At 65.6% G+C, this 16230-nt stretch carries 19 protein-coding genes; 13 read left to right on the top strand and 6 right to left on the bottom strand.

Annotated features, from left to right (window positions below):
- Positions 1-34 precede the first annotated feature (34 nt).
- The 9 genes from ACED18_RS12970 to rnhA all read left to right on the top strand — a co-directional run bounded on the left by ACED18_RS12970 (position 35) and on the right by rnhA (position 6201).
- Positions 35-913 (top strand): cytochrome c oxidase subunit 3, encoded by an 879-nt coding sequence (locus tag ACED18_RS12970; protein ID WP_377292815.1) that lies wholly within the window; start codon positions 35-37, stop codon positions 911-913.
- Positions 914-1149: 236 nt separating this feature from the next.
- Positions 1150-1533, top strand: coding sequence for a DUF983 domain-containing protein (locus tag ACED18_RS12965; protein ID WP_377292813.1), 384 nt, complete (start codon positions 1150-1152; stop codon positions 1531-1533).
- The gene (locus ACED18_RS12960) at positions 1526-2317 is read left to right on the top strand and encodes an SURF1 family protein (RefSeq protein WP_377292811.1); all 792 of its coding nucleotides are present in this window, start codon (positions 1526-1528) and stop codon (positions 2315-2317) included. Before ACED18_RS12965 ends, ACED18_RS12960 begins: the two co-directional genes overlap by 8 nt.
- A 304-nt stretch (positions 2318-2621) precedes the next feature.
- Positions 2622-2987 (top strand): DUF1304 domain-containing protein, encoded by a 366-nt coding sequence (locus tag ACED18_RS12955; RefSeq protein WP_377292809.1) that lies wholly within the window; start codon positions 2622-2624, stop codon positions 2985-2987.
- 20 nt (positions 2988-3007) lie between these two features.
- A complete protein-coding gene (gene ispH, locus ACED18_RS12950) occupies positions 3008-4021 on the top strand; it encodes a 4-hydroxy-3-methylbut-2-enyl diphosphate reductase (protein WP_377293099.1) in 1014 nt (337 codons plus the stop codon).
- 45 nt (positions 4022-4066) lie between these two features.
- Entirely contained in the window at positions 4067-4255 is a 189-nt protein-coding gene (locus ACED18_RS12945) for a type II toxin-antitoxin system HicA family toxin (protein ID WP_377292807.1), read from the top strand.
- 3 nt (positions 4256-4258) lie between these two features.
- Complete coding sequence (locus ACED18_RS12940; RefSeq protein ID WP_377292805.1) at positions 4259-4669, top strand: type II toxin-antitoxin system HicB family antitoxin; 411 nt, start codon at positions 4259-4261, stop codon at positions 4667-4669.
- 108 nt (positions 4670-4777) lie between these two features.
- Positions 4778-5746, top strand: coding sequence for a homoserine kinase (locus ACED18_RS12935; RefSeq protein ID WP_377292803.1), 969 nt, complete (start codon positions 4778-4780; stop codon positions 5744-5746).
- Positions 5747-5760: 14 nt separating this feature from the next.
- A complete protein-coding gene (rnhA, locus tag ACED18_RS12930; protein WP_377292801.1) occupies positions 5761-6201 on the top strand; it encodes a ribonuclease HI in 441 nt (146 codons plus the stop codon).
- Positions 6202-6430: 229 nt separating this feature from the next.
- On the opposite strand, the gene ACED18_RS12925 is transcribed toward rnhA, so the two are convergent.
- From ACED18_RS12925 to ACED18_RS12915, 3 genes are all read right to left on the bottom strand, one after another.
- Complete coding sequence (locus ACED18_RS12925) at positions 6431-7009, bottom strand: hypothetical protein (protein ID WP_377292799.1); 579 nt, start codon at positions 7007-7009, stop codon at positions 6431-6433.
- A gap of 157 nt (positions 7010-7166) precedes the next feature.
- Positions 7167-7652, bottom strand: a complete 486-nt coding sequence (locus ACED18_RS12920; RefSeq protein WP_377292797.1) for a peroxiredoxin — start codon at positions 7650-7652, stop codon at positions 7167-7169.
- A gap of 182 nt (positions 7653-7834) precedes the next feature.
- On the bottom strand, positions 7835-8635 hold the full coding sequence (locus tag ACED18_RS12915; RefSeq protein WP_377292795.1) for a protein-disulfide reductase DsbD domain-containing protein: 801 nt from the start codon (positions 8633-8635) through the stop codon (positions 7835-7837).
- A 305-nt stretch (positions 8636-8940) separates the two neighbouring features.
- On the opposite strand from ACED18_RS12915, the gene ACED18_RS12910 reads away from it, so the two are divergent.
- The 3 genes from ACED18_RS12910 (at position 8941) to ACED18_RS12900 (ending at position 11334) form a co-directional block, all read left to right on the top strand.
- Positions 8941-9546 (top strand): YqgE/AlgH family protein, encoded by a 606-nt coding sequence (locus ACED18_RS12910; protein ID WP_377292793.1) that lies wholly within the window; start codon positions 8941-8943, stop codon positions 9544-9546.
- A gap of 140 nt (positions 9547-9686) precedes the next feature.
- Positions 9687-9878 carry a CsbD family protein gene (locus ACED18_RS12905; RefSeq protein WP_377292791.1) on the top strand — a complete coding sequence of 64 codons (192 nt, stop codon included), beginning with the start codon at positions 9687-9689 and terminating at the stop codon, positions 9876-9878.
- 364 nt (positions 9879-10242) lie between these two features.
- Positions 10243-11334 carry a putative zinc-binding metallopeptidase gene (locus ACED18_RS12900; protein ID WP_377292789.1) on the top strand — a complete coding sequence of 364 codons (1092 nt, stop codon included), beginning with the start codon at positions 10243-10245 and terminating at the stop codon, positions 11332-11334.
- A 175-nt stretch (positions 11335-11509) separates the two neighbouring features.
- On the opposite strand, the gene ACED18_RS12895 is transcribed toward ACED18_RS12900, so the two are convergent.
- Positions 11510-12574, bottom strand: coding sequence for a GH25 family lysozyme (locus ACED18_RS12895; RefSeq protein WP_377292787.1), 1065 nt, complete (start codon positions 12572-12574; stop codon positions 11510-11512).
- A gap of 181 nt (positions 12575-12755) precedes the next feature.
- Positions 12756-13970 (bottom strand): polyhydroxyalkanoate depolymerase, encoded by a 1215-nt coding sequence (locus ACED18_RS12890; RefSeq protein ID WP_377293097.1) that lies wholly within the window; start codon positions 13968-13970, stop codon positions 12756-12758.
- 251 nt (positions 13971-14221) lie between these two features.
- Between ACED18_RS12890 and ACED18_RS12885 the strand changes: the two genes are divergently transcribed.
- Positions 14222-15007 (top strand): glutathione S-transferase, encoded by a 786-nt coding sequence (locus tag ACED18_RS12885; RefSeq protein ID WP_377292785.1) that lies wholly within the window; start codon positions 14222-14224, stop codon positions 15005-15007.
- A gap of 106 nt (positions 15008-15113) precedes the next feature.
- On the opposite strand, the gene ACED18_RS12880 is transcribed toward ACED18_RS12885, so the two are convergent.
- Positions 15114-15863, bottom strand: a complete 750-nt coding sequence (locus tag ACED18_RS12880; RefSeq protein WP_377292783.1) for a pyridoxine 5'-phosphate synthase — start codon at positions 15861-15863, stop codon at positions 15114-15116.
- Positions 15864-16230: the final 367 nt, after the last annotated feature.

Raw genomic sequence — 16230 nt, 5'->3', positions numbered from 1 at the left:
GCGGCCTGAGAGAGGACTATCGGGGATCACTGACATGGCCGATGCACACCAGAAAAACCACGACTACCATATCATCGACCCGAGCCCGTGGCCGCTGCTGGCCTCCATCGGCGCCTTCGTCATGGCCTTCGGCGGTGTCGGCTACATGCGCTATCTCTCGGGCGGCTCGTTCAAGCTGTTCGGCCTGGAAATGGCCAATCCGTGGGTCTTCTTCATCGGCCTCGCGCTGGTCATCTACACCATGTTCGGCTGGTGGGGCGATACGATCAAGGAAGCCCACGAGGGGCACCACACGCGCGTCGTGTCGCTGCACCTGCGCTACGGCATGATCATGTTCATCGCCTCGGAAGTGATGTTCTTCGTCGCCTGGTTCTGGGCCTATTTCGACGCCAGCCTCTTCCCTGGCGAAGCGATCCAGGCCACCCGCGCCACCTTCACCGGCGGTGAGTGGCCGCCGAAGGGCATCGAGGTCATCGATCCCTGGCACCTGCCGCTCTACAACACCGTCATCCTGCTTCTGTCGGGCACGACGGTCACCTGGGCGCACCATGCGCTGCTGCACGGTGACCGCAAAGGCCTCGTCAACGGCCTGACGCTGACCGTGCTCCTCGGCCTGCTATTCTCCTTCGTGCAGGGCTACGAATATGTTCACGCGCCCTTCGCCTTCAAGGATTCCATCTACGGTGCCACCTTCTTCATGGCCACCGGCTTCCACGGCTTCCACGTCCTCGTCGGCACGATCTTCCTGATCGTCTGCCTCATCCGGGCACTGCGCGGCGATTTCACGCCGAAGCAGCACTTCGGCTTCGAGGCCGCCGCCTGGTACTGGCATTTCGTCGACGTCGTCTGGCTCTTCCTGTTCTTCTCCATCTACATCTGGGGTGGCTGGGGCGCGCCGCTTCACCAGGGCTGAGCCGCGGGTGATCTGACGGGACCATCATGGGGGCGGCTTGCGGTCTGCAAAGCCGCCCCTTTCCATTGCAGCGCCTGCCCTGTCACAGGGCGGGCCGGGAGACAGTGACGAAGGCCGGGCGGCCGCGAGGTCGCCGGCAGGCTGATGCGACACCTGCGTCACATCCACGCGGTGTGTCGCGCGGCGGTTCGGGGTAGGGTCCGGACGGGAGACGCCGCAGGAGCGAGGAGAACGACATGTCTGATGACCACGCCCATTTCGCGCCGGTCGATCCCGTGATGACCGGCCTGCGCGGCCTGTGCCCGCGCTGTGGCCAGGGCAAGCTGTTCGACGGTCTCGTCAAGCCGAAGCCGCGCTGCACGGCCTGCGATCTCGATTACGGCTTCGCGGATGCCGGCGACGGTCCGGTGGTCTTCGTCATTCTCATCGTCGGTTTCGTCGTGGTCGGCGCGGCGTTGTGGGCGGAGATCAACTGGCAGCCGCCCCTCTGGCTGCATTTCATCGTCTGGATCCCGATGGCGACCATCCTCAGCCTCGCGCTCATGCGCATGCTGAAGGGCGTGCTGATCAACCTGCAATACCGCAACAAGGCAGGGCAGGGGCAGATCGACCGTGACTGAGGCACGCCCCGCCGAAGGGCAGGCCGCCACGGCCGGGGCGTCCACCGCCCGGCCGCGCCGCCGCCTGCCGCTCGCCGTCACCGTCGCCCTGCTTCTCGCCGCCTTCGCCATCCTGCTGTCGCTCGGCACCTGGCAGGTGGAGCGGCTGCACTGGAAGGAAGCACTGATCGCCACCATCGCCGAGCGCCGCGCGGCGCCGCCCGTTCCGCTGGCCGAAATCGAGGCGGCGCAGTCGCGCGGCGAGGACATCGACTACCGCACCGTCACCGTCGATGGTACCTTCGATCACGCCCGCGAACGGCATTTCCTGGCGACCTATGATGGCGAAAGCGGCTTCTACGTCTTCACGCCGCTGATGCTTCCGGATGGCCGCAGCCTCTTCGTCAACCGTGGCTTCGTGCCCTATGACCGCAAGGACGCCGCCAAACGGCCGGAAGGCCAGATCGCAGGGCAGGTGACCATCACCGGCCTCGCCCGCCCGCCGCTCGCCGCCAAGCCCTCCATGCTCGTGCCGGACAATGACACGGCCAAGAACGTCTTCTACTGGAAAGACCTGGCCGCCATGACCACCTCGGCCGGCCTCGACCCGGCCCGCGTCCTGCCGCTCTTCGTGGATGCCGATGCGACTGCAAACCCCGGCGGCCTCCCCATCGGCGGCGTCACCCAGGTGGATCTTCCCAACAACCACCTGCAATATGCCGTCACCTGGTACGGCCTCGCGCTGGCGCTCGCAGGCGTCGTTCTCGCCGCATGGCTGCGGCGGCGGTCCGCGCCGCCGACGTGAGGGGCGGATGGCGGGGAAGCAGGAACGGTTGGGCGCCAGCCCCCTCCCTGTCCTGCCGGGCATCTTCCTCAAAAGGGGGCGATCAGCAGAAGGCGGGCTGACAGGGCCCTTTGACGTCCCGGTTGAGGACACGTGTCTGTAAGCGGGAAGCCGGCCCGCCCAGCCGATCGCCCCCCTTGTGGGCGAGATGCGCGGCAACGCAGAGGCGGGGGTGATAGCCCCACAGCCTCTCCCCCATCCCACGATGGCGCCCGCCGCCAAAACATGCCAAGCATGCGGCCAGAACCACCCCCGGAGAAACCCGATGCAGACAGCCGCCAGCCTACTCACCGCCCTGACGGCGCTCCTCCATGTCGGCTTCCTCGTCCTCGAAATGTTTCTCTGGACGAAGCCGGTGGGCCGCAAGGTCTTCCGCAATTCCCCGGAAAAGGCGGAAATCACCCGCGTGCTCGCCGCCAATCAGGGCCTCTACAACGGCTTCCTCGCCGCCGGCCTCTGCTGGTCGCTCGTCCACCCCGACCCCGCCTTTGCGCTTCAGTTGAAGGTCTTCTTCCTTGTGTGCGTGGTGGCGGCGGCTATATATGGCGCATGGACGGTCAGCCCGCGCATTCTTTTGGTGCAGGGTGGCCCGGCGCTTCTGGCGCTCCTCTTCGTCTTCCTCGGCATGTGAGACCGGCACCCTTGCTCGATATGGCTTCCTCCGCTTCCACCGCCCCGCGCACTGCACTGACCATCCGCCTGTGCGGCCCGCGCGGCTTCTGTGCCGGCGTCGACCGCGCCATCCAGATCGTCGTGCTCGCGCTGAAGAAATACGGCGCGCCCGTCTATGTCCGCCACGAGATCGTGCACAATCGCTACGTGGTGGAAGGGCTGGAGGCCAAGGGCGCGATCTTCGTCGAGGAACTGGACGAAATCCCCGCCGAACACCGCGACCAGCCCGTGGTCTTCTCAGCCCATGGCGTGCCGAAATCCGTGCCGGCGGATGCGGAGGCGCGCAACCTCTTCTATCTCGATGCCACCTGTCCGCTGGTCTCGAAGGTGCACAAGCAGGCCATGCGCCACCAGCGCATGGGGCGTCACGTGGTGCTCATCGGCCATGCCGGCCACCCGGAGGTCATCGGCACCATGGGGCAGTTGCCTGAGGGCTCCGTTTCGCTTGTCGAGACCGTAGAAGATGCCGCGCACTACCAGCCGGCCGACCCCGACAATCTCGGCTATGTCACGCAGACGACGCTGTCGGTCGATGACACCGCCGGTGTCATCCGCAAGCTGCACGAGCGTTTCCCGAACCTCACGGCCCCTGCCGCCGACTCGATCTGCTACGCCACGACCAACCGCCAAGAAGCCGTGAAGCAGGCCGCCCCCGGCTGCGACCTCTTCCTCATCGTCGGGGCGCCCAATTCCTCCAATTCCAAGCGCCTGGTGGAAGTCGCGCTGCGCGCCGGCGCCCGCCAGTCGCTGCTCGTCCAGCGCGCCAGCGAGATCGACTGGAACACCGTCGGTGACTTGAAGACCGTCGGTCTCTCCGCCGGCGCCTCCGCGCCCGAAGTCATCGTCAACGAGATCATCGAAGCCTTCAAGGCCCGCTACGACACCACCGTCGAACTCGCCGACACGGTGGAGGAAAACGAACACTTCCTCGTCAATCGCGAACTGCGCGAAGTGGAACTCACCCACGCGGACATGGCCTGGGTGAATGGCTGAAGCGGTCATCTTGAGTCGATACACACGCGTGTGTATACTGGCGGCATGCGAAGCGATGCCATTCTGAGCGCATTGAAGGCAGATGGCTGGATCGAGGTGGCCCGGCGTGGCAGCCATGTTCAGTTGAAACATCCCGAAAAACCGGGCCGCGTGACCGTGCCACACCCCAAGCGGGATATTCCGGTGGGAACGTTGAAAAGCATCGAGCGGCAGGCCGGTCTGAAGCTGAGGTGAGCCATGAGCCAGCATTATATCGGCCTGATCCGCAAACAGCCTGACAGCGACTACGGCGTCTCCTTCCCCGATTTTTCCGGCGTCATCACCGCCGGCATCGATCTCGACGATGCGCGCCGCATGGCGCAAGAGGCGCTGGCGCTGCATGTCGAAGGCATGATCGAGGATGGAGACCCGCTTCCGGTGCCCTCGACCCTGGAGTCCGTCATGGCCGATGGCGAAAATGCCGACGCCGTGGCCTTCCTCGTGCCCGTCCCGACGCCATCCCGACGCTCCGTCCGCCTCAACATCACCCTGCCGGAAAACGTGGTGAAGGATATCGACCGCTACGCCGGCAGCCGCGGCATGACCCGCTCCGCCTTTCTGCTCAAGGCGTCGGTGCAGGCGATGGCCGAGGGTGGCGAGACGGTGTGACATTCACTCCGCACCCATTTCCTGTGCCCATGCCGCAAACGGGCTGGCATGGGGCCGATCCGCGCGCTATGGCTCGTCTCACCCTTCAGCCAGCATGGATCCGCGCCCGTGGCCGTCTATACCGACATCACCGAGGATGAACTCGCAGCCTTCCTGTCCGACTATGACGTCGGCACGCTGACGGCCTACAAGGGCATAGCGGAGGGGGTGGAGAATTCCAATTTCCTGCTGCACACCACGGTCGCGCGCTACATCCTGACGCTTTACGAAAAGCGCGTCGATCCCGCCGATCTGCCCTTCTTCCTCGGCCTGATGCAGCACCTGGCCGATCGCGGGCTGTCCTGCCCGCTGCCGATCGCGCGGCGCGATGGGGGGCATCTCGGCGTGTTGTCCGGCCGGCCGGCGGCGCTGATCTCCTTCCTGGAAGGCGTCTGGCTGCGCAAGCCGGAGGCCGAGCATTGCCGGCAGGTGGGCGCCGCGCTCGCGGCCATGCATCTGGCCGGCGAGGGCTTCGCGCTGAAGCGGGCGAACGCGCTCTCGGTTTCCGGCTGGCGGCCGCTCTGGAACAATTCCGCCGCCCGCGCCGACGAGGTGCAGGCGGGCCTGAAGGATGAGATTGCCGCCGAGCTGGACGCGCTGGAAAGGAACTGGCCGGTCGGCCTGCCGGAAGGCGTGTGCCATGCCGATCTCTTCCCCGACAATGTCTTCTTCCTCGGGGATACCCTGTCCGGCCTCATCGACTTCTATTTCGCCTGCAACGACATTCTGGCCTATGACGTCTCCGTCTGCCTGAACGCCTGGTGCTTCGAAAAGGACGGCGCCTTCAACCTGACCAAGGGCCGGGCGCTTCTCGCCGGCTACACGGCGGTGCGGCCGCTCTCGGCCGGGGAGGCGCAAGCCTTGCCGCTGCTCGCCCGCGGCTCTGCCCTGCGCTTCTTCCTCACGCGCCTCTACGACTGGCTGATGACGCCGGCCGGCGCTCTCGTGGTCAAGAAGGATCCTCTCGAATATCTGCGCAAGCTGCGCTTCCACCGGGCCGTCAGCAATGCCGCCGAATACGGCCTGGAAACCGCCTGAAAGAGATGCCCAGCATGAAACACGTCGATATCTACACGGACGGCGCCTGCTCCGGAAATCCCGGTCCGGGTGGCTGGGGTGCGGTGCTGCGCTATGGCGAGGTCGAGAAGGAACTGTGCGGCGGCGAAGCCGACACTACCAACAACCGCATGGAACTGACGGCGGCCGTGACCGCGCTGACAGCCCTCAAGGCCGCCTGCGACATCGACCTCTACACCGACTCGAAATACGTCATGGACGGCATCGAGAAGTGGATCCACGGCTGGAAGAAGAACGGCTGGAAGACCGCCGACAAGAAGCCGGTGAAGAACGGCGAGCTGTGGCAGGCGCTGGATGCCGCCCGCGGCCGCCACACCGTGCGCTGGCACTGGGTCAAGGGCCATGCCGGCCATCCCGAAAACGAACGCGCCGACGAACTCGCCCGCCGCGGCATGGAGCCCTTCAAGCGTCGCTGAGGGAAAGGGAAGGGGCCAATTGTCCCGATAGCCTTCGCCACCCGCATCGGTAAAGGGCGGTCCCCCGTGCTCAGGGTGACGGACCTGCGGCTCGGCGGCTAGGGACACGGCCAGCCCGCACCTGAATCAGCGCATGAAGGACATGAATCAGTCTGTGAAGACCCTCAAGCGCCGGATTCACACGCGGCTGCAACCACCGGGAATGACTCGCGCTTCGCCGTCTGGCCGCTCAGGCGGCCGCGCGTCCCGTTGCGGCGCTGCGCACCATCACCGCGGTCTCGCCTTCGATCGTCAGGGCAAAGTGTCCGTCCGGCGAGACGATCGCCATGCGCGCCCAGGCAAGCGGCGGACCGCCGGCCTTGAGCGCGGCCACAGCATGGGCGAGGCTCGCGCCGCTGGCGGTGACGACGCCGTAGTGGCAGTCGGCTTCCGAGACCAGATGGCAGGGATGGGCGACCAGCGCATCGAGCCACAGATGCGCCGGCGTTTCGCTGAGAAGCGGGCCGGCGAGTGACAGGAGGGCTGCCGCGACGGCGTCCTGCCCCTCCGCGAGCGGCAGGCGCCTGCTTTCACGCAGGGCGTTGGCGTCGCGGGCGAGGCTGGCAAGATGCGTGGACGGCAGCGTCGCCGCGCCGCCGATCTCGCTGAGGCGCCAGTCCGGGCCATGCTGTTCGATGGCGCAGACGGCCGGATGGAGATCGCGCAGGCGACGTTCGGCGATCAGCGTCAGGGCTGTCTCCCGAAGCCTCTGTTGAAGCGGTGTCAATGCTGCCGCTTCGCCCGCCATACGCCCGATCATTTCCGTCATCTCCCCAGTCGTTTCCTGTTGACTGGGATCAGATACTCTCACGGCGGAAGTATGGCTGTCACCGTGGGAACCGATCACGGCCGGTCACAAAAAAGAAAAGGCCTGCGCGGGCGTTAACCGGCGCAGGCCAGATTTTGCTTGAACCCGTCAGCGCCGCTCAGAGCGCTTCGAGAATGGCGGCAGCGGCCGAAACAGTGGCCTGGCCCGGATTGTCCTCGATGCCGATATGGGTGACGACGCCATTGTCGGCGATCAGCGCATAGCGCTTGGAGCGCACGCCGAGCGTACCGGCGGAAAGGTCGATGTCGAGGCCGAGCGCCTTGGTGAAGGCGGCGTTCCAATCGGCGATGAAGCGAAGCTTGCCTTCGCCGCCCGTGGACTTCGCCCAGGCGCCCATCACATGGTGGTCGTTGACCGAAACGACGAAGATGTCCGAGATGCCCTTGGAGAGGATGGCGTCGCGGTTTTCGATGAAGCCCGGCACGTGATTGATCGAGCAGGTCGGGGTAAAGGCGCCCGGAACGGCAAAGAGAACGACGCGGCGGCCGAGGAACATGGCATCGGTATCGATGTCGGCCGGCCAGTCCGGCGTCCGTTCCTTGAGGGTGAGGCTCGGCAGCTTGTCTCCGACGGCAATGGTCATGGGTTCTGGTCCTTTTTGAAGCGGAACGACGAAACGGATGGCGCAGGCCGGGCCCACGCGCACCCGCACAAACGGGACGCGCCGGGCCACCTGCGGCCATCATCCTTATCGCGCTCCTGTGCCAAGGTCGAGGATGAGATGGGATCTTTCCAGCATCGAGGCAGCCCGCAAACCGGCCGGGCTCAGTTCAGCGGGAGACGGGTCTCAAGCGTTGCATCGCCGTGCCGGATGGCGAGGATCGCCCCTTCGGCAAGCCGTCTCTCGCCGTCCTTGCCGAGCCGGAGCGGCACGGTCACCTGAAAGCGCCCGTCACCCTGCGCCGTCACCACCGGCGGGCCGAAGCCGATGCCGGACGGGCCGGCCAGGAAGACCTCCGGCAATGTCTCCGGCGCTTCACCGCTCGTCAGGGTGAAGCGCAGGCTGTCCCTCGACGGCGCGATCACGGCAGGCGTAACCGACAGCCCCTCGGAGGTTGCCGGCGGCAGCGCGGCGCGGGCCGTGTCGATCAGGGCCGCATCCAGCGGCTCGAAACTGCCGGCCGGCGGCAGGGGCAGCGACAGCCGGCCCGAGACGGGAATGCAGATCTCCTTGCAGATGCCGATGAAGAGATCGGCGTCGAGCTGCGCCGGGGCGGTGCCCCCCTTCAGCGACAGCGTCAGCGGAAACTGGGCCCGCTCCGCATAGCCGGCCATGGAGACATCCCCTTCCAGAAAACGCTGGGGCACGGGAAAGTCGATCGCTTTCAGCTCCACGCCGGGATCGGCGATGGTGAGCGTCGGAGGAATGCCGCCGGCCCCCGGCTCGCGCCAGTAGGTGTGCCAGCCGGGCTGCAGGCGGATATCGAGAAGAGCAGGGATGCGCCCGTCGCTTTCGGGCGCCAGCGCCACCAGCCGCACGCGCCCGCCCTGAACCGTGAGCCAGGGGCTGGAGGCCGCGTGGCCGGCAGACGGGAACGGCAGCGCGGAAATCACGCCGAGCACCACGCCCGCAAGCCAACCCTTCCGCCCGCGGCCCGGCTGCGGGCCGGGAGATTGGACGGCAGACCTTGCCCTGCCGCCCCGCCGGCCCAGATAACGATGAAGTGATGCGATCCTGGCCATGCCTCTCGTGTCCGGAACGTGGGGGCTCTCCTGGCCCGAAACTATCGATGTGCGCCATGTTTCGCCAGTCTGATCAAACCAGTCTGGCCAGCCCGGCTCTCGTCATCTTGAACCCGCTTATTGCGGCAAAATCACCGGCGGCCGATGGAAGGACTTTTCATTTGGCCGCGAATTGATAGGCTGGACCCATGGCAATCACGATGACGCACGGCAAGCGGGAACGGGGTGTGCTGGACGGTCAGTTCCTGATCGCCATGCCGCAGCTTGCCGACACGAATTTTGCCCGGACCGTCGTCTATATCTGCGCCCATTCCGGCGATGGCGCCATGGGCTTCGTGCTGAACAAGCCGCAGACGCTGACCTTCCCGGAAGTGCTGCTGCATCTGGATATCATCCAGCCGGACCAGGCGATCAAGCTGCCGGATTCAGCCCGCAATTTCCGCGTCCAGACGGGCGGCCCGGTCGAAACGGGCCGCGGCTTCGTGCTGCATTCGGATGATTACATGAGCGATTCCAGCATCCCCGTCAGCGATGACATCTGCCTGACGGCAACGCTCGATATCGTGCGCGCCATCTCGCGCGGCCATGGGCCGTCGCGCGCCATGCTCATGCTCGGCTATGCCAGCTGGGCGCCGGGCCAGCTCGAGGGCGAGATTGCCCAGAACAGCTGGCTGAACTGCCCGGCCCGCGACGACCTCATCTTCGACAGCGGCCTTGGCGACAAATATGACCGCGTGTTGCATCACATGGGTGTGACGCCTGCCATGCTCTCCATGGATGCCGGTCACGCCTGAGCGCGGGCTCAGGCGGATGCGCGTTAAAAACCTTTCCCGAAATTAACGATACATGCCGGAACCAAAGCCTGTTTGGCCCGTTTTCTGGTCGCAAGGCGCAACGAAACGTCAAGCGCCGCAACGAACAGAGGAGCCATTCAATGGGTAGTCTTTCCGACAAGGTTTCCGGCACCGCCAATGAAGTTGCCGGCAAGGTAAAGCAGGCCGCTGGCAAGGCCACCGGCAACCGCCAGATGGAAGCCGAAGGCAAGGGCCAGGAAGTCAAGGGCAAGACCCAGAAGGCTGCCGGCAAGGCCAAGGATGCCGTCAAGGGCGTCGTCGATCGCATGTGATCGAACGGGCCCGCGACGCGCCGATCCTTGAAACGGGATCGTGGCCGTGAGGCCAGTGGCGCGCAAGCGGGCAGGGCCTCTCGCTCTCCCTCGGCGGAGGCCCCACCATTCCCGCCGACCCGCTTGCGGGTAGGCAGGGAGGAGCGCTGAGCGCGTCTGGACGGGTTCACCGGACAGCGCTCGCGCCAGGCCCGCCGCGCGCGCAAGCGCCGGCGGGCTTTCCGTCGGAATGGCTGTGGCGCAGGCGGGCCGCGCCGCGTGTCTCGCGCCGCAAGGGCTCGGCAAGGGTCCAGGGCGCAGCTCCGGCATGACGTGAACCCGACCAACCTTCGTGGCCGCCCGGCCACCACTTCAGGGGGCATCGATGCGCATCTTCAACTGTGATACCTGCGGAAATCCCGTATACTTCGACAGCACGCTTTGCGTGTCCTGCGGCTCGCGCCTCGGCTTCGTGCCGAAGGATATGAAGGTCCATGCCGTGACCGAAGGCGACGACGGCTTGTGGACGACGCCCGGCCTTGCCGGCACCGGCCTGCGCTTTTGCGCCAACGCCGTCGATGACGTCTGCAACTGGATGATCGATGCCGGCGAGACGGACGAAACCTTCTGCATCACCTGCCGTCACAACCGCATCGTCCCGGTGACGGACAATCCCGTCGGCCTTGAGCGCTTCCGCAAGATCAGCCAGGCCCAGCGGCACCTCTTCTATTCCATCCTGCGCTGGAACCTGCCACGCCAGACCCGCGAGGAGTTGCCGGATGGCGGGCTCGTCTTCGACTTCCTCGCCGACGAGGTGGACGAGAACGGCAAGATCACGCCAGCCATGACCGGCCATGAGGATGGACTGATCAGCCTGCGTGCGGCGGAAGCCGAGGATGCGACGCGCGAAAGCATCCGCGTCGCCATGAACGAACCCTACCGTACCCTGCTCGGTCACTTCCGCCACGAGATCGGCCATTACTACTGGTCGCGCCTCGTCACGGATCCCGCCGTGCTGGACCGCGCCCGTGCCCTCTTCGGCGACGAGCGGGAGGATTATGCGGCTGCCCTCAAGAAGAACTACGAGGAAGGCCCGCCGGCCGACTGGCAGAACAATTTCATTTCCACCTATGCCAGCTGCCACCCGGCCGAGGACTTCGCCGAATGCTGGGCGCATTATTTCCACATCGTCGATACGCTGGAAACCGCCCGCGCCTTTGGCCTCTCCACCGCCCCGCAGCGCCATGCCGACATGGCGGCAGAAGTGGACTTCAACCCCTATCAGGCGCCGGACGCCAAGACGCTCATCGAAGCCTGGGTGCCGATCTCGGTCGCGCTCAACGCCATGCAGCGCTCCATGGGCCAGCCCGATGCCTACCCCTTCGTGCTGAACGTGCCGGTCATGGAAAAGCTGGAGTTCATCAACGATCTCGTCCAGGGCAAGCCCGTGGCCGTGGAAAGCGCCGTGGCGGCGTGACTGGCCTTTGGCGGGTGAGGGACCCCCTCATCCGCCTGCCGGCACCTTCTCCCCGTCGGGGAGAAGGCCGAATACGGTCAAGTCCGGCTCCCTCTCCCTTCTCCCCTCGGGGAGAAGGTGCCCGAAAGGGCGGATGAGGGGGCTTGCTGAGCACCTCATGTGCGTCAGCCTATGCTCAGCTTCCCCGCTGCCCCGACCATTCGTACCACTCTGCCTCTGACCCGTGCCAGACATTGAGGTCGATCTTGCCGGAGACGCCGTGGGAAAGGCCGGAGCCGGAATACTGCCAGAAATGCCACTTGCGGCCCGGATAGACCTTGGACGGATGCTGGGCGACGGCGCGCAGCCAGAATTTCTCGTTCTTCAGCTCGCCCGACAGATTGTCCTCGTAGAAATCAGGCGCGGTGTAGATGATCGGCCGCTGCCCGTAATGGGCTTCGACCATGTCCATGAACACCCGCATCTTTTCCAGCACCTGCGCGCGGGTCGGCTGGCGGCGGCACTTGGATTCGCCGTTCCATTCCACGTCGATGACTGGCGGCAGCGCTTCCGGGTCGCGCGGCACGTTGCGGATGAACCAGGCGGCCTGTTCGCTTGCCGTCCGGCACCAGTAGAAGAAATGATAGGCGCCGCGCTTCAGGCCGGCCGCATGGGCCTTGCGCCAGTTGGTCTTGAACATCGGGTCCAGATGGTCGCCGCCGTCGGTGGCCTTGATGTAGGCGAAGTTGGCGCCCTGCGAGCGCAGCTTCACCCAGTCGATATCGCCCTGCCAGCGCGAGACATCGACGCCATGCACGGCGTAGTGGCGCGGCTGGCGCTTGCCGAAATTCATCGGCTTGGCATCGCGGAAGCGCTGCGAATAGACGCGCGAGCGCTTGCCCGGCCGCGCTTCGCTCTCGTCGGAGAGTGCCGGTCGCAGCGCGTCACCCGGACGGTTCAGCGGAATGGCCATCGCCATTTCCTGGTTCGCGGCCGCCAGCGCAGCGCTCGGCGCTGGGCCGTTGGAGAAGGCGAGCGCATTGGCATCCTGCGCCGCAGGCTGGGACGGGATCTGCGACACGTCCGCCATGCGCGATTGCACCGAGCTGACGGCCGAAGGCGGGGTCGCCGCCGGCACCACGGAACTCGTCACCTCGCTGGAGGGGATCGGCGCCAGCGCCACCTCGGGCGTGGAACTGGAAGCACAGCCTGCCAGAAGAAGGCAGACGAGCGACATGGCTGGCACGGCCGGAAAACGCATGAAAACCCCTACGCAGTACAGGAACAGGCGGCGCAAACGGGCCGCCGGGTCTCACCCCATTGCAATTTGCTAACGGAAGATTACCGGAAAAGGATGAATGCGAAGTTTACGAGAGACCTGTGGCCGATCCGCATCGCATCACGCTTTCGTCAGGCGGGCGTGACGCCGACCTCATTCCACCTCATTCCATCGACAGGATGAGGTTGCGCACCACGGGATAGATCTCGTTGTCCCAGCGCCGACCGTTGAAGACTCCGTAATGGCCGACATTGGCCTGCAGGTGGTGGCGCCTGAGATGCGGGCGCAGCGTGTGACAGAGGTCATGCGCAGCCGATGTCTGCCCCAGCCCGCAAATGTCGTCGCGCCCGCCTTCCACCGTCAGAAGTGCGGTGTTGCGGATCGCGCTGCAATCGACCTTGCGGCCGTGATGGGTGAAGTCGCCGGTCGCCAGCTCCGCCTTCTGGAACACCCGGTCGATCGTCTCGATGTAGAATTCGCGGGTGAGGTCCAGCACGGCGAAATACTCGTCGTAGAAGGTCTTGATCTTCTCCGCCTCCGCCGTCTCGCCGTTGACGAGGTGCCGGTAGAGCTTGCGGTGCTGCTCCACATGCCGCTCCATGTTCATGGACATGAAGGCGGTCAGCTGCAGGAAGCCGGGATAGACCTGCCGTCCGCCGCCGCGAAAGCGGAATGGAACCGTGCTGATCAGCTGGCTTTCGAACCAGGAGAGCGGCTTGGAAAGTGCAAGCTCATTCACCGCCGTCGGGCTCTCGCGCGGATCGACCGGCCCGGCCATCAGCGTCAGCGTGCGCGGCGTTGCCGGATGGTGATCCTCCGACATCAGCGCCACGGCGGCCAGCGCCTGCACGCAGGGCTGGCACACCGCCAGCAAGTGTCCGCCCGGCCCGATCTCCTCCTGGAAGCGGATGACGTAGTCCACATATTCATCCACGCCGAAGCGTCCGGCATTGAGCGGCACGTCGCGCGCATTCACCCAATCTGTAATGTAGACATCGTGGTCACGCAGAAGCGTGCGCACCGTGCCGGCCAGAAGCGTGGCGAAATGGCCGGAAAGCGGCGCCACGACCAGCACGCGCGGGCGCGGCGTATCGATATCGGCGACGAAATGCAGGAGCTGTCCGAAGGGAAGGTCGAGCACGACTTCGGTCTCGATTGGCACGTCGCGATTGCCGATCGGCACGGTGGTGATGTGAAAATCGGGCCGCGCATGGGTGAATTCGAAGCGCGAAAGCATTTCCAGCCCCGCCTCGGCTTCGCGGGCGAGATCGCCGAGAAGGCCGCCGAACAGCGCCGTCGGCCAGCCCTTCGACCAGCGCGCCCAGTCGCGCCAGGGCGCCACCACGTCGTCCTCGAACTGATAGAGCTGGTAGAGCATTGCCATCACCTCGTTTCGATTCGAAGGGGCATCTTTGCCGCAGTGCAAAAATGCTAGTGCAAAATCTCTTGCGATGCGAGAAGATTGTTCTCATCCTGCTCGCCTGCATGGACCGGACTGCGCATGGCCCATGATCGCCTGGAAACAGGCTGGACGCAGACGGGACACGGACTGGGTAGGACGGGGCATTGCCGGGCGATCGGACGTGAGGAACGTTGCTGGCACTGCCGGGCAGGAAAAGGACGGGTGAGATGGCACGCATGAAGACCACGACGACGCAGGAGGCGGTGGCCGCAGAAGGTGTCGCCCCGAAAAAGGTCACGGGCGGGGTCCGGGCGCTGGCCGCCAGGCGGAAGGCCTCCACCGGGCCGGCCGCCACGGCAAAGCTCGCCGCGGCGCTGACGCTGTCGTCGAAGAACTATTCCTCCTGGTCTCTGCGCGGCTGGCTGCTCTGCCGCATGGCCGGCCTCGACTTTACCGAGGTGATGATCGAGATCGACGACACGGCCCGGCAGGAGCTTCTGCTGCTCTCGCCCTCCGTGCTCGTGCCGCGCCTGACCCATGGCGATGTCGTGGTCTGGGATACGCTGGCAATCGCCGAATATTTGAACGAGACGTTCCCGGATGCCGGCCTCTGGCCCGCCGATGCCGCCCACCGCGCGCTGTGCCGCGCCGTTTCCGGCGAAATGCATTCCGGCTTCCACAATCTGCGCTCGGCCCTGCCCATGAACATCAAGGCCCGGCATGAGCGCTTCAAGATCTTCTCCGGCGCCCGCCCCGACGTGGAGCGTGTAAAGACGATCTGGACCGAATGCCTGGAGGCGAGCGGCGGCCCCTGGCTCTTCGGCGCCCGGCCGACCGTCGCCGACGCCATGTATGCGCCGGTCTGCTCGCGCTTCCACACCTATGCGGTCGAGCTTCCCGCAGCGCTCGAACGCTACGCCGCCCATGTGCTGGACTGGCCGTTGATGCAGGAATGGACGAAGGGCGCGCTCGCCGAGCCCGACGAGATCGTCGAGCTCGAAGTGGAGTTCTGAGCAACATCCGGCCGGCCCGAAACCGGGATCGGCAAGATTATGCTTCAAGGACAAGAGCTTGCAGTGCCGGGCTGATTCAATCCGGCAACGGCGTGCAGAACCTGCCTCAGACGGTCTGGCCGCAGGCCCGGCGGAAGCGTCGCACGGTCTCGGCCATGCCGTGGATCAGCGCATCGGCCGTCAGGTCATGGCCGATCGAGACCTCCGCGAGTTTCGGGATGCGCCCGATCAGGGCCGGCAGGTTGGCGACCGTCAGGTCATGGCCGGCATTGACATCGATGCCGCGGGCCAGCGCCGCATCCGCCGTGCGGCCGAGCAGATCGAGCTGCTTCTGCGCGCCGGCCGGATCGGCGTAACGGCCGCCATAGGGGCCGGTGTAAAGCTCGATACGGTCGGTGCCGACCGCCTGCGCCACATCCATCGCCGCCTCGCTGCCATCGCCATCGGCAAAGCAGGAGACGCGAATGCCGTGGCTCTTCAGTTCCTTGATGGTCTCGGTGAGGAAGTCCTTGTTGGCGGCAAAGTCCCAGCCATGGTCGGAGGTCGCCTGCGATGGATCATCCGGCACCAGCGTCACCTGATCGGCGCGCCCGGCAATGCACAGATCCAGAAACTGCCGCGTCGGGTAGCCCTCGATGTTGAATTCGGCCTCGGCAAACGTGTCGATCAGGTCGCGCAGCACCGGCACGTCGGAAAAGCGCACATGCCGCTGGTCGGGGCGCGGATGCACTGTCAGCCCCTGCGCCCCCGCCTCCAGCGCAATCTTCCCGATCCCCTCGACACTCGGCCAGGGCAGGTCGCGGCGGTTGCGCAGATAGGCGATGGCGTTGACATTGACGGAAAGGGCAGTGGTCATCGGCATGTCCAGATGTTGTGGCAGATCGGATGTCGCGCGCCACCTCCCGTGTGGCCGCACGCCGACCATATCGGGGCGCCGCCGCCGGTGAAAGGGGCGGCGGAAGGTTTTGGCGTCATGGTGACAAGTGGGGGATAACCCCGAGGAATGCGTCCATTACCGTGGTGTACAAGACCAGAGGGGGCGTCTGGTTGACATGACAGCGACCTTCAAGTCAGCCTGCCTGAAGAGATGATCTCCGGGGAATGCGTCGGAAATCGGGCGTGGTGCAATGGCTCCGTCTTCAGCGGGCCACACCCTGTCGCCGGTCACCCTCGGGCTTGATGAGCCGTCATCCTCGCCCTTCGCGCCAAACATCCACGCCGCG

It is taken from the genome of Rhizobium sp. SG2393, assembly GCF_042610495.1.
Classification (GTDB): domain Bacteria; phylum Pseudomonadota; class Alphaproteobacteria; order Rhizobiales; family Rhizobiaceae; genus RU20A.
Note: the sequence above shows the minus strand (reverse complement) of the source record. Positions and strands in the feature narration are given on the sequence as shown.